Here is a 16,995-nt window from a genome sequence, read left to right on the forward strand (position 1 = left end):
AAATCTCAACGCTTCGGATTTTGTAACTGACAGTTATTAAGCACAATTCTGTCTCGTTTATAGACCGTGGCGCTCTCGCCTTGCGACCAGAAAACATAAATCCCGTCGGTATAACGCGCGCCCGAGGCCGAGATTCCTTGCTTCAGGGTCAGCAGCTTATTGTCATAGACAAAACTGACCTCTTCACGCGGGTTATTGACTTTAACGGTAAGCGGCTTCTCATCACACTGGTATTCCAGCGTATCCGTTTGCATACGTTCAACAAATTGTTGATAAACGCTACAGCCGGTCAGCAGCACAGGTAAACACATTATTACGATCTTTTTCATAGGCATATCCCGAAAGCTCTCCTGCTTCTGGAAGGGCAAACGCCCCTTCCTGACCTTGCTAGTTTACCGATATAAGGTCCGGGAAAAATTCAGTTAACTCTGAGTTATTGGGTTAGCCGGGTAAATAGCGCCTAAAACACTGGCTTCTGCAGCCCCCGTCACGGAAGGTAAATTTCCCGGCAGGCCCGCGAGCGTTCGCCAGGCAAGCCATGCAAAGGCCAGCGCTTCCATATCATCGCCGCTGATCCCCGCCTTATCGGTGGTCGAAACCTCGATACCGGGCAACAGCGCCGCCAGACGGGCCATCACTAACGGATTCCGGCTTCCGCCGCCACAGACCATCAGCCGCTCGCAGCCGCCATTGAGCAGCACCTGTTGGGCGATGGAGACCGCCGTCAGCTCCGCCAGCGTGGCCTGTACATCGCGCGCGTCTGCGCCAGGGAAAGCCGTAAGATGACGCTCTAACCAGCCATAGTTGAAATATTCGCGTCCTGTACTTTTGGGCGCCGACGCAGCAAAGTACGGATCGCGCAACATCTTTTGCAGCAATGGAAGAATAACCTGACCTTCTTTCGCCCATGCCGCGTCTTTGTCGTAGGGCTGCGCGCATTGTCGCCAAATCCACGCATCCATCAACATATTACCCGGCCCCGTGTCGTACCCGCGCACCGCCTGTCCGGGGAAAAGCAGAGATAAATTGGCGATGCCGCCGATATTCAGGACCATACGTTTTTCCGTCGGATGTCCCAACAGCGCGTGATGGAAAGCGGGCACCAGCGGCGCGCCTTGTCCGCCCAGCGCAATATCCCGCCGCCGAAAATCGCCGACCACTGTAATCCCCGTATGGGCGACGATGTGATTATTATCGCCAATTTGCAGCGTATGCGGGGCCTCGCCGGTCGGCTCATGCCAGACCGTTTGCCCATGACAACCAATGGCGACGATATCCCGCGGCTGCAAACGTTGTTGCGCTAACAGCGCATTAACCGCCTGTGCAAAAAGCCGGCCTAACTGGGTATCCAGCTGGCCGAGTTGCGAGAGCGTAAGCGGTTGTCCCTGGCAAATATCGAGAATGCCTTTTTTCAGATGAACGGGAATGGGCCAGGTGAGACTTGCCTGTTGCGCTACCATTGTTTCATCAATTGCCGCCAGTACAACATCCACGCCATCAAGGCTGGTTCCGGACATAACGCCAATAAAACGGCCCGATTTCATACCTCTTCCTTATTAAGCTGAGTTAAGCCTTAACACTCGGCATAACGTATTTTGCAATGCGATGCCCGCGTCACGTTTTTTGCCGTGCCGTCCACGGATATCAATAACCTATCTTTTCTTGCTTCCCACTTCGTTTAAGATTAGTTAATTAACTTCTGATTATGATTTTTACATTCTTTCGGCAGAAGATATGACCTTAACTGCATAAATGCCATATAATTTAGCTATAGGGATGCTGAAATAGCGTTTCGTGAAGAACAGGAGATGGGTAAATGATTAAACGTGTACTGGCCGTTTCACTGATGGGGTTATCCTTAGCTGGGTGTGTTAACAATGATAGCCTTTCGGGTGATGTTTATACCGCATCCGAGGCTAAACAAGTTCAGAATGTAACGTACGGTACTATCGTTAACGTTCGTCCGGTTCAAATTCAGGGCGGTGATGATTCTAACGTGATTGGCGCTATCGGCGGCGCGGTGTTGGGCGGATTCCTCGGCAACACTATCGGCGGCGGTACGGGTCGTTCACTGGCGACCGCGGCAGGCGCGGTGGCTGGCGGCGTAGCGGGCCAGGGCGTCCAGAGCGCAATGAATAAAACCCAGGGTGTGGAACTGGAAATTCGTAAAGACGATGGCAACACCATTATGGTTGTGCAGAAACAAGGAAATACGCGTTTCTCGGCAGGTCAGCGTGTCGTGCTGGCCAGCAATGGCAGCCAGGTTACTGTCTCTCCACGCTAAACCAGGCTTTACGTGTGGTCACATGGCCACACGTATGCCCCTGCACCTCAATCGTGAGAGTGCAATTCCATAATGTTGTGTTCAAGTTTAGCGACAAGTTTAATCAGAAGCTCAATCTCCTCTGAAGAAATCCCAGCCAAAATTTCACCGCGCGTTTTATGAATGACCTCTTCCATCTCAGCGATCAGCGGCTCCGCTTTTTCGGTCAGTTTAATCCGCTTAGCGCGACGATCGCTGGCGCAGGTTTGCCGCGAAATTAGCCCCTTATCTTCAAGTTGATCCAACGTGCGTACCAGCGATGGCTGCTCAATGCCTATCGCTTTAGCCAATTGAATCTGCGACTGGTCAGGCGGCAATTGATGAATATTGTGCAACGTGACCCAATGTGTCTGCGTCAATTCCAGAGGCTTGAGGCGATGGTCAATCAGAGCACGCCAAATGCGCACCAACCGTGCCAGATCAGAACCTAGTGGCGATTCCAATTTCATCTCCTTATAATTAGCTTGCTAAGTTATTATGCTGATTTTAGAATAGTGTGCAGTATTTGTATTCTCAAAACAAATGTATTGCTAAATTTGCTTACCAATAGACATTTTTTCAGACATAGTGCGCACCTGGCACCTGTAGCTTCAGTTTTGGCTAAAACTAAAGCATCGATGTCTGACGCAAAGGAACATTGCTTGTGAAGTGTATACTCAACGCCACAGGATTGCCCTTACAAGATCTCATGTTGGGAGCATCTGTTTACTTTCCGCCATTCTTTAAAGCCTTTGCGCTTGGGTTCGTTATCTGGTTGTTTATTCACCGACTCCTGCGTGACCGGATATACTCTGATGAAATCTGGCATCCCCTGTTAATGGATCTCTCCCTCTTTACGCTTTGCGTATGTCTGGGCCTCGTTTTACTGATCGCGTGGTAAATATGTCGTTAAAAACAATAAAATATTTTTCTACTCTCATTGTCGCCGTTGTCGCCGTTCTGGCCGCGTGGTGGTTATGGAATTACTATATGCAGTCACCGTGGACGCGCGATGGTAAAATCCGCGCGGAACAGGTCAGCGTAACGCCGCAGGTTTCTGGCAGCATTATCCAACTCAATATCAAAGATAATCAGTTCGTCAACGCCGGGGACGTTCTCTTTGTCATTGATAAAACGCCCTTCCATATTGCAGAACTTAACGCGCAGGCGCAGTTGGCCAAAGCGCAGTCCGATCTGGCAAAAGCGAATAATGAAGCCGATCGACGTCGACATTTATCGCGTAACTACATCTCTGCTGAAGATCTGGATAGCGCCAATCTGAATGTTAAAGCGATGCAGGCCAGCGTAGATGTCGCACTGGCGACGTTAAAACAGGCGCAGTGGCAGCTTAGCCAGACGGAAGTAAAAGCGCCGGTATCCGGCTGGGTGACCAACCTTTCCACGCGTACCGGTGATTATGCCAGTACCGGTAAGCCACTTTTCGCCCTGGTAGATAGCCATTCATTTTATGTAATGGGATATTTCGAAGAAACCAAACTACGCCACATCCGCGAAGGTGAGCCTGCATTAATAACACTGTATAGTGGCAATGTTAAGTTACAGGGTCACGTTGGCAGTATCGGGCGCGCTATTTACGATCAAAGCGTGGAAAGTGACTCCGGTTTAGTGCCCGATATCAAACCCAACGTACCGTGGGTACGTCTGGCGCAACGCGTACCGGTACGTATCGAATTTGACGCTTTGCCGCAGGATATCACGCTCGTCTCCGGCACTACCTGCAGCGTAGCCATTGGACAGCGGTAATGAAACTCTCCCTGCCGGCCCTGCGAAATACGCCCTGGTTTAAAGCGACCTCCGGCCAGTGGCGTTACGCGTTGCGCAATACCATTGCCATGTGTCTCGCGCTGACATTCGCTTATTATCTCAATCTGGATGAGCCCTACTGGGCGATGACTTCGGCCGCAGTGGTGAGCTTTCCGACCGTAGGCGGCGTAATCAGTAAAAGTCTGGGGCGTATTGCCGGGAGTTTACTCGGCGCGACCGCCGCGTTGATTATTGCCGGCCATACGCTGAATGAACCCTGGTTGTTCTTATTTAGCATGGCCGCCTGGATCGGTTTTTGTACCTGGGCCTGCGCGCATTTTACCAATAATGTCGCTTATGCTTTCCAGTTGTCCGGCTACACGGCGGCGATCATCGCGTTCCCGATGGTTAATATTGTAGAAATCACGCAGTTGTGGGATATCGCCCAGGCACGTGTATGTGAAGTTATCGTCGGCATCCTCTGTGGCGGCATGATGATGATGATCCTACCCAGCACATCGGATGGTACCGCCCTGCTCACCGCGTTGAAAAACATGCATGCGCGCTTGCTGGAACATGCCAGTCTACTATGGCAGCCGGAGACTACCGACGCTATCCGCTCCGCGCATGAGGGGGTCATTGGGCAAATCCTGACCATGAACCTGCTGCGTATTCAGGCCTTCTGGAGTCACTACCGTTTTCGCCGCCAGAATGCATTGCTAAATGCATTGCTACACCAGCAATTACGGCTAACCAGCGTGATCTCCAGTCTGCGTAGAATGCTTTTAAACTGGCCGACGCCGCCGGAAAACAGCCGCGAAGTCATTGAACAACTCTTAGCTGAGTTGGCAAAACCGCGCGCGGACAGCTACACCGTGGCGCGGATTATTGCGCCGCTACGCCCGCAGGATGAACAGGATTATCGTCACCTCGCGTTCTGGCAGCGATTACGCTATTTTTGCCACTTATATCTGCGCAGCAGCCGCCAGTTATATCTGATCGAAAGCGGCGCGCCGGTGGATCAAATCCATATCCGCCGCACTCCCGGCCTTGCACGGCATACGGATAACGCAGAGGCCATCTGGAGCGGCGTACGTACCTTTTGCACGCTCACGGTGATTGGCGCCTGGAGTATTGGCGCGCAATGGGAATCCGGGCCCGGCGCATTAACCCTGGCGGCGATCAGTTGCGTTCTCTACTCCATCGTCGCCACTCCGTTTAAGTCGCTCACCTTATTGATGCGTACTTTAGTGCTGCTGTCCTTATTCAGCTTCGTGGTGAAATTTGGCGTGATGGTGCAAATCACCGATCTGTGGCAATTCTTGCTTTTCCTTTTTCCGCTGTTCGTCACGATGCAACTGCTTAAACTGCAGATGCCTAAGCTGGCGGGACTGTGGGGGCAGCTTATCGTTTTTATGGGCTCATTCATCGCCGTGACCAATCCGCCGGTGTACGACTTCGCCGACTTCCTTAACGATAATACCGCCAAGATCGTCGGCGTCGCGATTTCCTGGCTGGCGTTTGCGATTTTGCGCCCCGGTTCCGATGCCGTAAAAAGCCGCCGCCATATCCGCGCGCTACGCCGGGATTTCGTCGATCAGCTTAGCCGTCACCCTTCCCATAGCGAAAGCGAGTTTGAATCGCTGACCTATCATCACGTCAGTCAGCTCAGCAATAGCCAGGATGCGCTGGCGCGCCGGTGGTTATTACGTTGGGGAGTGGTACTGCTGAACTGCTCGCATGTGGTGTGGCAGCTGCGCGCCTGGGAGTCGCGTTCCGACCCGCTTTCCCGGGTGCGGGATATTTGTATATCCCTGCTGCGCGATGTGATGAGCGAGCGCGGCGTGCAGCAACGCCCGCTTGCCGTCACGCTACAGGAACTACAGCGTATCTGCGACACGCTCGCACATCATCATCAACCCGCCGCGCATGAGCTGGCGGCGATTATCTGGCGTTTACACTGTTCGCTGTCGCAGCTGGAACAGGCTCCAGCACAGGGAACGCTGGCTCCAGGTTATTTAATGACGCCGCAGGCGTAACGCATTCCGCCGCCGCCGAGCGGTTTCGGCTGATCGGACATGTTATCGCCGCCCACATGGATCATGAGCGCTTTATCTTTCACTTCATCAAGAGACTTCAGACGCGGCGCAGTAACCGGTTCGGTGGCGATACCATCATTATTAACGACTAACACCGGGAGGTCGCCCAGATGCCCCTGGCCTTCCGGTCCTTCATGCTTGCCGGTATTTTGTGGGTCCAGATGACCACCAGCGGCTTCTGCGGCAACCGCTTTGCCGTCTTTAATCGCGGGCTGGCAGCTACCGTTGGCATGAATGTGAAAACCATGCTCGCCCGGCGGCAACGCTTTAAGGTGTGGGGTAAATTTTAAGCCGCCTTCGGTTTCATCGATGACGACTGTGCCGATAGACTGTCCTACGCCTTGCGCCGTCACCAGGTTCATCTCTACTTTCTCGCTGGCGGCCTGCGCACCCGCACAGGCCAACAGCGTCACCATCGCTAAACTTAATCGCTTCATAAAACCTCCGTTACATGTGGTCGCCTGTTAAGTGTAAACCACTAGCGAAAACATGAACGGAAAGTCAACGAGTTGGCGATTACGGCACGTCATAACCCAGTGCCGCCTTGCGGATTCGGAACCACTGTTGACGCGACAATGACAGCGTTTCCGCTTCTAGTGCGGCGCGTACGCGTTCGATTTTACCCGAGCCAATAATCGGCAGCGGCTGCGACGGCAAACGTAAAATCCAGGCATAGACCACCTGTTCAATAGAACTGGCGTTGAGTTCTTGCGCGATAACGGAAAGTTCCTGGCGCAACGGCTGATAAGCCTCATCATTAAACAGACGACCGCCGCCAAGACATGACCAGGCCATCGGACGAATACGCAGTTGCTGTAATTGATCTAATGTGCCGTCCAGCAACAAAGGCTGGTGAACCGGCGAGATCTCCACCTGGTTGGTCGCCAGGGTGAACGGCAGGCGCGATTGCAGTAACGTAAATTGCGCTGGCGTAAAATTAGAAACGCCAAAATGGCGCACTTTGCCGCTTTGGTGCAGATGTTGAAACGCCTCGGCGACGTCATCCGCATCCATTAACGGATCGGGACGGTGAATTAACAACATATCCAGATAATCTGTCGCCAGATTTTTTAATGACTGTTCGGCGCTCAGAATAATATGGCGGCGATCGGTAATATAATGACCGAGCCTATTTTCCGCTCTGGCGGTGGTCGCAATACCGCATTTGGTAACGATTTGCAGTTTTTCCCGCAAATGCGGCGCCAGCGTTAGCGCCTCGCCAAACGCCGCTTCGCATTGATAACCGCCATAAATGTCCGCATGGTCAACGGTAGTGACGCCCAAATCCAGATGTTCTTCGATAAAACTCACTAACTGACGCGCGGACATATTCCAGTCCATCAAACGCCAGTAACCCATGACAAAACGCGAAAACTCCGGGCCTTGTGGAGCGGTGGTGACACGCTGAACCATAACAGATTCCTCATAGAGAATAATGAGGTTGAGTATACGCAATTCCGCGTTTAAAAGAGTGAAGGTTGTTGAGGATCTTCCGATGGGAGAGGCTTATTTGTGCGTATTTTACGCAAGAAACGCTGGCGACAAAGCCGCAGTACATTTTGTTTCTCGGCATCGCTCATTTTTTGCCAGTTAAACCGTTCGTCGCGGCTGCGCATACATCCCCGACAAAAGCCACGCTCATCAGACTGGCAGATACCGCGACATGGGCTTGCTACAGGAAAAAACTCCAACTGCTCGGCCACATCCCCTCCTCAACGTTTGGCGCTTATGACTATTGAAGACGCTAACTGACATTATGGCAACTCTGCTTGCAGTAGACCGACTGGTCTACTATACTGCCTGTTATGAATAAGCAAACCGAACACGATACCCGCGAACATCTGCTGGCCACCGGCGAGCAGCTTTGTATGCAACGGGGTTTTACCGGCATGGGGCTTAGCGAGTTGCTCAAAACCGCCCAGGTGCCTAAAGGGTCGTTTTATCACTACTTTCGCTCGAAAGAAGCCTTCGGCGTCGCCATGCTTGAGCGACATTACGCCTGCTATCATCAGCGTCTTACGGCGCACTTCACCTCCGGTCCCGGTAATCATCGCGATCGTCTTCTCGCCTGGTATCAGGAAACGTTAAAGCAGTTTTGCCAGCAAGGCGCCATTAGCGGTTGCCTGACGGTGAAACTGTCAGCGGAGGTCTGCGATCTGTCGGAGGATATGCGCTCTACGATGGATAAAGGGGCGCAGGAGATCATGGCACTGCTTGCACGCGCGCTGGAAGATGGCCGTAATAGCCACTGTTTACATTTCACCGGCCAGCCGTTGCCACAGGCGCAGGTACTTTATGCCCTGTGGCTGGGCGCCAATTTGCAGGCCAAAATATCCCGTAGCGCCGCGCCACTGGAAAATGCGTTGGCGCATGTTAAGACCATCATTGCAACGCCTGAGCAGTAACGGGCGTTTTTATTTCCTTTATTACAAGACGACCGGTCTACTTATATCAGGAGCCACTATGTCATCAGCAAAACTGTTTACCCCCCTCAAGGTGGGTGCCATCACGGCGACAAATCGCGTATTTATGGCGCCTTTGACGCGTTTGCGGAGTATTGAACCGGGCGACATTCCTACGCCGTTAATGGCGGAATATTACCGTCAACGCGCCAGCGCTGGATTGATCATCAGCGAAGCCACACAAATCTCCGCACAGGCGAAAGGCTATGCCGGCGCACCGGGATTACACAGCGATGAGCAGATCGCCGCCTGGAAAAAAATCACTCAGGGAGTCCATACCCAGGGCGGCCATATGGCGGTGCAACTGTGGCATACGGGCCGTATTTCACACGCCAGCCTGCAACCAGGCGGACAAGCGCCCGTCGCGCCATCCGCTATCAATGCGGGAACCCGCACCTCTTTGCGTGACGAAAACGGCCAGGCCATCCGCGTAGAGACTTCCACGCCGCGCGCGCTGGATACTCACGAGATCCCCGGGATCGTCAACGATTTCCGCCAGGCTATCGCCAATGCCCGAGAGGCAGGCTTCGATCTGGTGGAGCTGCACTCCGCGCACGGTTATCTGCTGCACCAGTTCCTCTCACCGTCTTCTAATCACCGTACCGATCAGTACGGCGGCAGCGTAGAGAATCGCGCCCGTCTGGTGCTGGAGGTGGTTGATGCCGGCATTAAGGAATGGGGCGCGGACCGTATCGGCATCCGCCTTTCTCCTGTCGGCACTTTCCAGAATGTCGATAACGGCCCGAATGAAGAAGCTGACGCCCTTTATCTGATTGAAGCGTTAGGCAAACGCGGCATCGCTTATCTGCATATGTCTGAACCAGACTGGGCGGGCGGCGAACCGTACAGCGACGCGTTCCGTGAAAAAGTGCGCGCGCGTTTCCACGGTCCCATCATCGGCGCTGGCGCCTATACGCCAGAAAAAGCGGAAGATCTGATCGAAAAAGGGCTGATTGACGCCGTGGCGTTTGGTCGCGATTACATCGCTAACCCGGATCTGGTGGCGCGTCTGCAACGTAAAGCGGAACTTAATCCACAGCGTCCCGAAAGTTTTTATGGCGGCGGCGCGGAAGGCTACACTGACTACCCTACTCTGTAATTTCATTGATAGCGGCCTCACATCGCCGCTATACTTTGAATATCTTGACTATTTTAAGGACAACGAAAATGCGTTTATTGCATACTATGCTGCGCGTCGGCGATTTGCAGCGTTCCATCGCTTTTTACACTAACGTTCTGGGCATGAAATTGCTGCGTACCAGTGAGAATCCGGAATACAAATACTCGCTGGCCTTTGTGGGATATGGTCCGGAAACGGAAGAAGCGGTCATCGAACTAACCTATAACTGGGGCGTTGAGAGCTACGACATGGGCAATGCGTATGGGCACATCGCGCTGAGCGTTGACAATGCTGCTGAAGCCTGTGAACGCATTCGTCAGAACGGCGGCAACGTGACCCGTGAAGCGGGGCCGGTAAAAGGCGGTTCGACCATCATCGCCTTCGTTGAAGATCCGGATGGCTATAAAATCGAATTGATTGAAGCTAAAGACGCAGGCCGCGGTCTGGGTAACTGATCCCCCGCCGGGCGCAGGTCACTGCGCCCGTTGTTTTACTGCATCCCGGCGTAAAATTTGCCATAATACGCGCTGCATTTTTTCGTATTAAGAGACTCAGATGTCCGATAACGCTCAACTTTCCGGTCTGTGCGACCGTTTTCGTGGTTTTTATCCTGTCGTCATCGACGTTGAAACTGCAGGATTTAACGCTAAAACCGATGCGCTGCTCGAAATCGCCGCCATCACGCTGAAAATGGATGAACAAGGCTGGCTGATGCCGGACACGACGCTGCATTTCCATGTAGAGCCGTTCGCTGGAGCCAACTTACAGCCGGAAGCGCTTGCGTTTAACGGTATCGATCCCTCTAACCCGCTACGCGGCGCGGTGAGTGAATATGAGGCGCTACACGCTATTTTCAAAATGGTGCGTAAAGGTATCAAAGACAGCGGTTGTAGTCGCGCCATTATGGTCGCGCATAACGCCACTTTTGATCACAGTTTTATGATGGCCGCCGCAGAGCGCGCCTCGCTGAAACGTAACCCGTTTCATCCGTTCGTCACCTTTGATACTGCGGCATTGAGCGGACTGGCGCTGGGACAAACGGTGTTATCAAAAGCGTGCCTGGCGGCAGGTATGGAGTTTGACGGCGAAAAGGCCCATTCCGCTTTGTATGATACCGAGCGGACAGCGGTGCTGTTTTGTGAAATTGTCAATCGCTGGAAGCGCCTGGGCGGCTGGCCGTTACCTTTGCCGACGGACAAATAACGAGGCTAACAACGCCGTTCTTGCTCACGATGGCAGTAAAAAAGCGACCTTTACAGGTCGCTTTCCTCTTTCACAGATTACTCTGCGTCCGGCTCCTGAGTTTTATATTTTGCCGCAGTTTCTTTAATAAGCTGCTGCAACTCACCACGCTGATACATTTCAATCACAATATCACACCCGCCGACCAGCTCGCCGTCCACCCACAGTTGTGGGAATGTCGGCCAGTTGGCGTATTTCGGTAATTCAGCGCGAATATCCGGGTTTTGCAGGATATCAACATAGGCAAAACGTTCCCCGCAGGCTGAAAGCGCCTGAACGGCCTGCGCAGAGAAACCACAGCTTGGCAGTTTCGGTGAACCTTTCATATACAGGAGAATCGGGTTTTCAGCGATCTGGCGCTGAATTTTTTCGATAGTGGTGCTCATTGTCTCGCTTCCTTAAACTACTTTTACGACCGAAGCCTGTCATTGTAACGGGTCAGGCTGGCAACGGAAAATAACATTTTCATCATGCCTTATTATTTTACCGTCTGCGGGAATAAGTTGTATACAAAATATCTTTTAAGCGGGTTGCCGCGCAGTGATTTGTAGATAACGCGTTCGTGTTTAGCATTAATTGCTATTTTTTTACATCTGTTAACGAAACACAGCTTCAGAAACCAAAAGCAATTACCAATCTGTGCTTTTGTAGATTAGAATTATCAGGTTTTGTAAATCATACGCAGGCATGAATCGCCTGCCTTTAACAGAGGATTGCTCAGTGGCGCGGATAAACAAAATCTCGATCACGCTCTGTGCTTTACTTTTTACTACTCTCCCCTTTACGCCAATGGCCCATGCTTCCAGGCAAGCCAAAGCGACGCCTGCTGTTTCTCATGTCACGAAAACGGCAGATAAAAAGAAAAGCACAACGAAAAAGATCAGTAAAACCAGCAAAAAAAACGTAAAAAAAACCTCAAAAACCAGCCGTTCTTCTTCCGCTTCTACGCCAAAACGTACCACCGCCTCCACAAAATCTCGTCATACGACGCATCGTCGTAACAGAACCGCGCCCACGTCAATCGCCGCCCTCGACGTAACGGAAAAATGCACGACGCGTAAAGGCCGTAAGCCGCACTGCGTGAAGGGGAAAGGAACATTGCCGGTCTCTATTGCCGATTCGCATCGTGCAAAAGTACAAAAAGCGACGAAAACCGCGATGTCCAAACTCATGAACCAGATTGGTAAACCGTATCACTGGGGAGGCGCGTCGCCGCGCACCGGTTTTGATTGCAGCGGTCTGGTTTATTATGCCTATAAAGATTTAGTGAAGATCCGTATCCCCCGAACGGCGAATGAGATGTATCACCTGCGTGACGCGGCGCCCATTGAGCGTAGCGAGTTGAAAAACGGCGATCTGGTGTTCTTTCGTACGCAGGGGCGCGGCACCGCCGATCACGTTGGCGTCTATGTCGGCAACGGTAAGTTTATTCAGTCTCCACGCAGCGGTCAGGAAATTAAGATCACCTCACTGAACGAAGAGTACTGGCAACGTCATTATGTCGGCGCCCGTCGGGTGATGACGCCTAAAACAATTCGCTAATATTTTATCCTGTCGTTTAACGACAGGATAACTTCTTCTTTTGCGCCACCTCTCAATTTGCTACCCTATCCTTACGCGCACCAGGGGTATTGTGCGTGCGCAATATTAATAATAAGGAGAGAAGCAATGTCGTTCGAATTACCTGCATTACCGTATGCCAAAGATGCTCTGGCGCCGCATATTTCTGCTGAGACGCTGGAATATCACTATGGCAAACATCATCAGACTTACGTGACCAATCTTAACAATTTGATCAAAGGCACGGCGTTTGAAGGCAAATCGCTGGAAGAGATCGTGCGCGCCTCCGAAGGCGGTATCTTTAATAACGCCGCTCAGGTGTGGAACCACACCTTCTACTGGAACTGCCTGGCGCCAAACGCTGGCGGCGAACCGACCGGGAAACTGGCTGATGCTATCGCGGCATCTTTTGGCAGCTTCGCGGAATTTAAAGCGCAGTTCACCGATGCCGCTATCAAAAACTTTGGTTCCGGATGGACATGGCTGGTAAAAAGCGCTGATGGCAAACTGGCTATCGTTTCTACCTCAAATGCCGGTACGCCGCTGACTACGGATGCAACGCCGTTGCTGACGGTTGATGTGTGGGAACACGCGTATTACATCGACTACCGCAACGCCCGTCCAAACTATCTGGAGCATTTCTGGGCGCTGGTTAACTGGGAATTTGTTGCGAAAAATCTCGCCGCATAAGTCTGAGTACGCAGAAGGTACACCTTCTGCGTTTTAGAGAGGGATAGAATAGAGGAGACGCCCCCCCTCAGAAGAGAGGAAATCAGTGCAGAGCGGCCGTTAATCCACCTGCGACAATCACGCCCAGAACAATCAGCGTAGTAATCAACGAAAATTTCAGGTCGGTACTCATCAAGTTTTCTCCTTTTTATTCCCACACAAAAAGTGATATAGCGCATTTTTGCACATTCCCGCCCAAAAATCTCTCATGTTTTATATTGATAACTGTTTTTAACGCTTCCCCTTTTCCTCAAGATCAGACAAAATTCCAGGCTTACTGAATTAGCGTAACGGCCATTGACCCCTTCCTGACGTTCCGTGTCGTTTTTCCGGCGTGCCGCAACCCTGATGTTGCGATTAGGGTGTGTGTAGGCAAACGTTTACCTGGCGTTTCTCAGGAGCTTAGCGAGGGTCTGGAGTGAAATGTAATGGCAACAATTAAAGATGTAGCGAAACGAGCAAACGTTTCCACTACAACTGTATCACACGTAATCAACAAAACGCGTTTTGTCGCTGAAGAAACGCGTAACGCAGTCTGGGCGGCAATTAAAGAGCTGCACTACTCTCCCAGCGCCGTCGCACGTAGCCTGAAGGTTAACCATACCAAGTCGATAGGCTTACTGGCGACCAGCAGCGAAGCGGCCTATTTTGCCGAAATTATCGAGGCAGTTGAAAAAAACTGTTTCCAGAAAGGCTATACGCTGATTTTAGGCAACGCCTGGAATAACCTGGAAAAACAGCGCGCCTACCTGTCCATGATGGCGCAAAAGCGCGTGGATGGCCTGCTGGTGATGTGTTCTGAGTATCCAGAACCTCTGCTTTCCATGCTGGAAGAGTATCGCCATATTCCGATGGTGGTGATGGACTGGGGTGAAGCGAAGGCCGATTTTACCGACACGGTGATTGATAACGCCTTTGCAGGCGGCTATATGGCGGGTCGTTATCTGGTTGAGCGCGGCCACCGGGATATCGGCGTTATTCCCGGCCCGCTGGAGCGCAACACCGGCGCAGGCCGGCTGGCAGGCTTTATGAAAGCCATGGAGGAGGCGCTGATCAACGTGCCGGACAACTGGATTGTTCAGGGCGACTTCGAGCCGGAATCCGGTTACCACGCGATGCAGCAAATCTTATCGCAGTCACATCGCCCTACCGCCGTTTTCTGCGGCGGCGATATTATGGCGATGGGCGCGCTTTGCGCGGCTGACGAAATGGGGCTTCGCGTACCGCAGGACGTTTCGGTGATCGGTTATGACAATGTGCGTAACGCCCGTTTCTTTACCCCGGCGCTGACGACGATTCACCAGCCCAAAGACTCTTTAGGTGAAACCGCATTTAATATGCTATTGGATCGCATCGTCAATAAGCGTGAAGAGTCACAGTCTATTGAAGTTCATCCACGCCTGGTTGAGCGTCGCTCGGTCGCTGACGGCCCGTTCCGCGACTATCGGCGTTAATCCCCACTGTCGGGAGCCTCTTCTGGCTCCCGCAGCCACTCCCGATTCAGCGTTTCGCTATCGCCCAAATAGTCCAGCAGCCATGCCAGCGCGGGCGAGGCTTCGTTTTGCTGCCACGTCACGCAACAGGCCGCATCGGGAAACGGATTCTCTAACGTCAGCGCCACCCATTTTCCGCTGTCTATCCACTGTCGGGCAAAATGCGTCGGCACCATTCCCACGCATAGTCCTGCCGACAGGCAGGTTGCCGATGACTCCCAGTCCGGTACGACGACCCTTTTTTGGTTATCCAGCAGCCAGGTAATCCGTTTCGGTAAGGTTCGCGAAGTGTCTTCCCTGACCAGCGACGGCCAGTTGCGCAGGGTATCATCGCTTAACGGCCCAGGCATCGACGCCAGCGGGTGATCGCTTGCCACTACGCAGCTCCAGCTCAGGGTCCCCATATCCCGAAAAGCGTAACGCCCCCCTACCGGAATCGCCTGCGTCGCCCCAATCGCCAGTTCGACACGCCCGTCGGAGAGCGCGTCCCAGACGCCGTTAAACACCTCCTGAAAGACCAGCAGTTCCACATCGTCAAAATGGCGATAGAAATCGACGATCATCTGCCGGGTACGTTCTGGTCTGACGATATTGTCCACCGCAATAGCTAACTGCCCGCGCCAGCCATTAGCAATTTGCTGACACTGCTGGCGAGTGATCTGCATTTTTTTGATAACAGAACGCCCTTCTTTTAAAAACCAGACGCCAGCAGGCGTCAGCTCAACATCACGGTGACGCCGTACAAAAAGCGGTACGGCCAGCCACTCCTCTAACTGACGAACGGTGTAACTGACTGCCGAAGGCACACGGTGCAGTTCCTGCGCCGCCGCGCTAAAACTGCCATTGCGCGCCACGGCGTCAACCACTTCAAGCGAGTATTCCGACCACATAATTTGCCTACAAAAATTTTGAATTCACTGGACAAATATTAACGTTTCACAACCGTAATTTCACTCCCTACACTCTGCGACAATGTCTGTCTGATAAGAAAGAGAAACAAATATGCAACCTGGAAAAGGTTTTTTAGTCTGGTTAGCCGGCCTTAGCGTGCTGGGATTTCTGGCTACGGACATGTACCTGCCCGCGTTTGCCGCCATACAGGCGGATTTACAAACGCCTGCCGCCGCTGTCAGCGCCAGCCTCAGCCTGTTTTTAGCTGGCTTTGCCGTCGCGCAACTCCTCTGGGGACCGCTATCGGATCGGTATGGCCGTAAACCGATTTTACTGCTGGGGTTATCTATCTTTGCACTCGGAAGTCTGGGGATGCTGTGGGTAGAAAGCGCGGCAGCACTGCTGACGCTGCGCTTTGTGCAGGCCGTCGGCGTTTGTGCGGCAACGGTAATCTGGCAAGCGCTGGTGACCGATTATTATCCTTCGCAAAAAATTAATCGTATCTTCGCCACTATCATGCCACTGGTGGGATTATCCCCGGCGCTTGCGCCCTTACTGGGAAGCTGGATACTGACGCATTTCTCATGGCAGGCGATTTTCGCCACCCTGTTCGTGATTACGTTGTTGCTGATGTTGCCAGCGCTGCGCTTAAAACCATCGGTAAAAGCGCGTACCGAGGGACAGGATAAACTCACTTTCGCGACGTTGTTACGCTCTAAAACCTATCGCGGTAATGTGCTGATTTATGCCGCCTGTTCCGCCAGCTTTTTTGCGTGGCTAACAGGGTCGCCGTTTATTCTCAGCGCGATGGGTTACAGCCCGGCAGTGATTGGCCTGAGCTATGTTCCGCAAACCATCGCTTTTCTGATTGGCGGATATGGTTGCCGCGCGGCGCTACAAAAATGGCAGGGCTACCAATTGCTTCCGTGGCTGTTAGGGCTGTACGCGCTGAGCGTTATCGCCACCTGGGGAGCGGGCCTTCTGAATAATGCCTCACTGGTGGAGATCCTGATTCCTTTCTGCGTAATGGCGATTGCTAATGGCGCAATTTACCCTATCGTCGTCGCGCAAGCGTTACGCCCTTTCCCTCAAGCCACGGGGCGCGCTGCGGCGCTACAAAATACGCTGCAGCTGGGGTTATGTTTCCTGGCAAGCCTGGTGGTTTCATGGCTCATCAGCACGCCGCTGCTGACCACCACCAGCGTAATGCTCTCTACCGTTGTTCTGGCGGCGTTAGGCTATAAAATGCAGTCTCATGCAGATTGCGCTGAGACCGGGTTTCCCCATGCCAATGTCGCCCACGACAAGTCTCACTAAAAGCTTGTTAACCGCT

The 16,995-nt window shown here is 52.6% G+C and carries 21 protein-coding genes; 12 read left to right on the top strand and 9 right to left on the bottom strand.

The genetic code is table 11. From position 1 onward, the window contains the following. Nucleotides 1-5 precede the first annotated feature (5 nt). On the bottom strand, nt 6-335 hold the full coding sequence (mliC, locus tag EOS98_RS12225) for a C-type lysozyme inhibitor (protein ID WP_001132091.1): 330 nt from the start codon (nt 333-335) through the stop codon (nt 6-8). Nucleotides 336-422: 87 nt separating this feature from the next. Beyond that, nucleotides 423-1,544 carry an anhydro-N-acetylmuramic acid kinase gene (gene anmK, locus EOS98_RS12230; protein ID WP_000835020.1) on the bottom strand — a complete coding sequence of 374 codons (1,122 nt, stop codon included), beginning with the start codon at nt 1,542-1,544 and terminating at the stop codon, nt 423-425. Between the two features lie 272 nt (nt 1,545-1,816). On the opposite strand from anmK, the gene slyB reads away from it, so the two are divergent. Beyond that, nucleotides 1,817-2,284: an outer membrane lipoprotein SlyB gene (slyB, locus tag EOS98_RS12235; RefSeq protein ID WP_000597179.1), complete on the top strand. Its 468-nt coding sequence runs from the start codon at nt 1,817-1,819 to the stop codon at nt 2,282-2,284. A 47-nt stretch (nt 2,285-2,331) separates the two neighbouring features. Here slyB and slyA read toward each other — a convergent pair whose 3' ends face one another. After that, complete coding sequence (slyA, locus tag EOS98_RS12240; protein ID WP_000764554.1) at nt 2,332-2,772, bottom strand: transcriptional regulator SlyA; 441 nt, start codon at nt 2,770-2,772, stop codon at nt 2,332-2,334. Nucleotides 2,773-2,966: 194 nt separating this feature from the next. On the opposite strand from slyA, the gene EOS98_RS12245 reads away from it, so the two are divergent. The 3 genes from EOS98_RS12245 to EOS98_RS12255 are packed head-to-tail and all read left to right on the top strand — an operon-like array spanning nt 2,967 to nt 6,105. Continuing rightward, nucleotides 2,967-3,203 carry a DUF1656 domain-containing protein gene (locus EOS98_RS12245; RefSeq protein ID WP_000649755.1) on the top strand — a complete coding sequence of 79 codons (237 nt, stop codon included), beginning with the start codon at nt 2,967-2,969 and terminating at the stop codon, nt 3,201-3,203. Between the two features lie 2 nt (nt 3,204-3,205). After that, nucleotides 3,206-4,066 carry an HlyD family secretion protein gene (locus tag EOS98_RS12250; RefSeq protein ID WP_045340932.1) on the top strand — a complete coding sequence of 287 codons (861 nt, stop codon included), beginning with the start codon at nt 3,206-3,208 and terminating at the stop codon, nt 4,064-4,066. After that, complete coding sequence (locus tag EOS98_RS12255; RefSeq protein WP_127821171.1) at nt 4,066-6,105, top strand: FUSC family protein; 2,040 nt, start codon at nt 4,066-4,068, stop codon at nt 6,103-6,105. The genes EOS98_RS12250 and EOS98_RS12255 overlap by 1 nt, the downstream gene beginning before the upstream one ends. Here the strand turns inward: EOS98_RS12255 and sodC2 are convergent. The 3 genes from sodC2 to EOS98_RS12270 form a co-directional block, all read right to left on the bottom strand. After that, nucleotides 6,081-6,602 (bottom strand): superoxide dismutase [Cu-Zn] SodC2, encoded by a 522-nt coding sequence (gene sodC2 / locus EOS98_RS12260; RefSeq protein WP_000826820.1) that lies wholly within the window; start codon nt 6,600-6,602, stop codon nt 6,081-6,083. The genes EOS98_RS12255 and sodC2 overlap by 25 nt on opposite strands. A 79-nt stretch (nt 6,603-6,681) precedes the next feature. Beyond that, nucleotides 6,682-7,578 carry an aldo/keto reductase gene (locus tag EOS98_RS12265; RefSeq protein WP_058109805.1) on the bottom strand — a complete coding sequence of 299 codons (897 nt, stop codon included), beginning with the start codon at nt 7,576-7,578 and terminating at the stop codon, nt 6,682-6,684. 50 nt (nt 7,579-7,628) lie between these two features. Further along, nucleotides 7,629-7,868 carry a DUF1289 domain-containing protein gene (locus EOS98_RS12270; RefSeq protein WP_031605363.1) on the bottom strand — a complete coding sequence of 80 codons (240 nt, stop codon included), beginning with the start codon at nt 7,866-7,868 and terminating at the stop codon, nt 7,629-7,631. A gap of 102 nt (nt 7,869-7,970) precedes the next feature. On the opposite strand from EOS98_RS12270, the gene EOS98_RS12275 reads away from it, so the two are divergent. The 4 genes from EOS98_RS12275 to rnt all read left to right on the top strand — a co-directional run bounded on the left by EOS98_RS12275 (nt 7,971) and on the right by rnt (nt 10,950). After that, complete coding sequence (locus tag EOS98_RS12275; RefSeq protein ID WP_001041823.1) at nt 7,971-8,570, top strand: TetR/AcrR family transcriptional regulator; 600 nt, start codon at nt 7,971-7,973, stop codon at nt 8,568-8,570. A gap of 58 nt (nt 8,571-8,628) precedes the next feature. Next, a complete protein-coding gene (locus EOS98_RS12280) occupies nt 8,629-9,726 on the top strand; it encodes an alkene reductase (protein ID WP_000092944.1) in 1,098 nt (365 codons plus the stop codon). Nucleotides 9,727-9,794: 68 nt separating this feature from the next. After that, nucleotides 9,795-10,202: a lactoylglutathione lyase gene (gene gloA / locus EOS98_RS12285; RefSeq protein ID WP_001237787.1), complete on the top strand. Its 408-nt coding sequence runs from the start codon at nt 9,795-9,797 to the stop codon at nt 10,200-10,202. A gap of 100 nt (nt 10,203-10,302) precedes the next feature. Beyond that, on the top strand, nt 10,303-10,950 hold the full coding sequence (gene rnt, locus EOS98_RS12290) for a ribonuclease T (RefSeq protein ID WP_001282272.1): 648 nt from the start codon (nt 10,303-10,305) through the stop codon (nt 10,948-10,950). A 77-nt stretch (nt 10,951-11,027) separates the two neighbouring features. On the opposite strand, the gene grxD is transcribed toward rnt, so the two are convergent. After that, nucleotides 11,028-11,375, bottom strand: a complete 348-nt coding sequence (gene grxD, locus EOS98_RS12300; RefSeq protein WP_000108176.1) for a monothiol glutaredoxin 4 — start codon at nt 11,373-11,375, stop codon at nt 11,028-11,030. A 334-nt stretch (nt 11,376-11,709) separates the two neighbouring features. Here grxD and EOS98_RS12305 point away from each other — a divergent pair, with 334 nt between their 5' ends. Continuing rightward, nucleotides 11,710-12,531: a C40 family peptidase gene (locus tag EOS98_RS12305; RefSeq protein ID WP_206612203.1), complete on the top strand. Its 822-nt coding sequence runs from the start codon at nt 11,710-11,712 to the stop codon at nt 12,529-12,531. A gap of 126 nt (nt 12,532-12,657) precedes the next feature. After that, entirely contained in the window at nt 12,658-13,239 is a 582-nt protein-coding gene (gene sodB / locus EOS98_RS12310) for a superoxide dismutase [Fe] (RefSeq protein WP_000007294.1), read from the top strand. Nucleotides 13,240-13,321: 82 nt separating this feature from the next. Here sodB and EOS98_RS12315 read toward each other — a convergent pair whose 3' ends face one another. Next, nucleotides 13,322-13,411: a YnhF family membrane protein gene (locus EOS98_RS12315; RefSeq protein ID WP_000102277.1), complete on the bottom strand. Its 90-nt coding sequence runs from the start codon at nt 13,409-13,411 to the stop codon at nt 13,322-13,324. Nucleotides 13,412-13,706: 295 nt separating this feature from the next. On the opposite strand from EOS98_RS12315, the gene purR reads away from it, so the two are divergent. Then, nucleotides 13,707-14,732, top strand: a complete 1,026-nt coding sequence (gene purR / locus EOS98_RS12320; protein ID WP_000190992.1) for an HTH-type transcriptional repressor PurR — start codon at nt 13,707-13,709, stop codon at nt 14,730-14,732. On the opposite strand, the gene punR is transcribed toward purR, so the two are convergent. Continuing rightward, a complete protein-coding gene (gene punR / locus EOS98_RS12325) occupies nt 14,729-15,661 on the bottom strand; it encodes a DNA-binding transcriptional activator PunR (protein WP_000269523.1) in 933 nt (310 codons plus the stop codon). The two genes, purR and punR, sit on opposite strands and share 4 nt — an antisense overlap. A gap of 112 nt (nt 15,662-15,773) precedes the next feature. Between punR and punC the strand changes: the two genes are divergently transcribed. Further along, entirely contained in the window at nt 15,774-16,979 is a 1,206-nt protein-coding gene (gene punC, locus EOS98_RS12330; RefSeq protein ID WP_001182316.1) for a purine nucleoside transporter PunC, read from the top strand. Nucleotides 16,980-16,995 lie beyond the last annotated feature (16 nt).

This window comes from Salmonella sp. SSDFZ69, from assembly GCF_004010755.1.
Lineage (GTDB): Bacteria > Pseudomonadota > Gammaproteobacteria > Enterobacterales > Enterobacteriaceae > Salmonella > Salmonella enterica.

Excerpts from the sequence above, each read along its gene's own strand:
- mliC (WP_001132091.1), bottom strand. The coding sequence starts at position 335 with ATGCCTATGAAAAAGATCGTAATAATGTGTTTACCTGTGCTGCTGACC.
- anmK (WP_000835020.1), bottom strand. The coding sequence starts at position 1,544 with ATGAAATCGGGCCGTTTTATTGGCGTTATGTCCGGAACCAGCCTTGAT.
- slyB (WP_000597179.1), top strand. The coding sequence starts at position 1,817 with ATGATTAAACGTGTACTGGCCGTTTCACTGATGGGGTTATCCTTAGCT.
- slyA (WP_000764554.1), bottom strand. The coding sequence starts at position 2,772 with ATGAAATTGGAATCGCCACTAGGTTCTGATCTGGCACGGTTGGTGCGC.
- EOS98_RS12250 (WP_045340932.1), top strand. The coding sequence starts at position 3,206 with ATGTCGTTAAAAACAATAAAATATTTTTCTACTCTCATTGTCGCCGTT.
- EOS98_RS12255 (WP_127821171.1), top strand. The coding sequence starts at position 4,066 with ATGAAACTCTCCCTGCCGGCCCTGCGAAATACGCCCTGGTTTAAAGCG.
- sodC2 (WP_000826820.1), bottom strand. The coding sequence starts at position 6,602 with ATGAAGCGATTAAGTTTAGCGATGGTGACGCTGTTGGCCTGTGCGGGT.
- EOS98_RS12265 (WP_058109805.1), bottom strand. The coding sequence starts at position 7,578 with ATGGTTCAGCGTGTCACCACCGCTCCACAAGGCCCGGAGTTTTCGCGT.
- EOS98_RS12275 (WP_001041823.1), top strand. The coding sequence starts at position 7,971 with ATGAATAAGCAAACCGAACACGATACCCGCGAACATCTGCTGGCCACC.
- EOS98_RS12280 (WP_000092944.1), top strand. The coding sequence starts at position 8,629 with ATGTCATCAGCAAAACTGTTTACCCCCCTCAAGGTGGGTGCCATCACG.
- gloA (WP_001237787.1), top strand. The coding sequence starts at position 9,795 with ATGCGTTTATTGCATACTATGCTGCGCGTCGGCGATTTGCAGCGTTCC.
- rnt (WP_001282272.1), top strand. The coding sequence starts at position 10,303 with ATGTCCGATAACGCTCAACTTTCCGGTCTGTGCGACCGTTTTCGTGGT.
- grxD (WP_000108176.1), bottom strand. The coding sequence starts at position 11,375 with ATGAGCACCACTATCGAAAAAATTCAGCGCCAGATCGCTGAAAACCCG.
- sodB (WP_000007294.1), top strand. The coding sequence starts at position 12,658 with ATGTCGTTCGAATTACCTGCATTACCGTATGCCAAAGATGCTCTGGCG.
- EOS98_RS12315 (WP_000102277.1), bottom strand. The coding sequence starts at position 13,411 with ATGAGTACCGACCTGAAATTTTCGTTGATTACTACGCTGATTGTTCTG.
- purR (WP_000190992.1), top strand. The coding sequence starts at position 13,707 with ATGGCAACAATTAAAGATGTAGCGAAACGAGCAAACGTTTCCACTACA.
- punR (WP_000269523.1), bottom strand. The coding sequence starts at position 15,661 with ATGTGGTCGGAATACTCGCTTGAAGTGGTTGACGCCGTGGCGCGCAAT.
- punC (WP_001182316.1), top strand. The coding sequence starts at position 15,774 with ATGCAACCTGGAAAAGGTTTTTTAGTCTGGTTAGCCGGCCTTAGCGTG.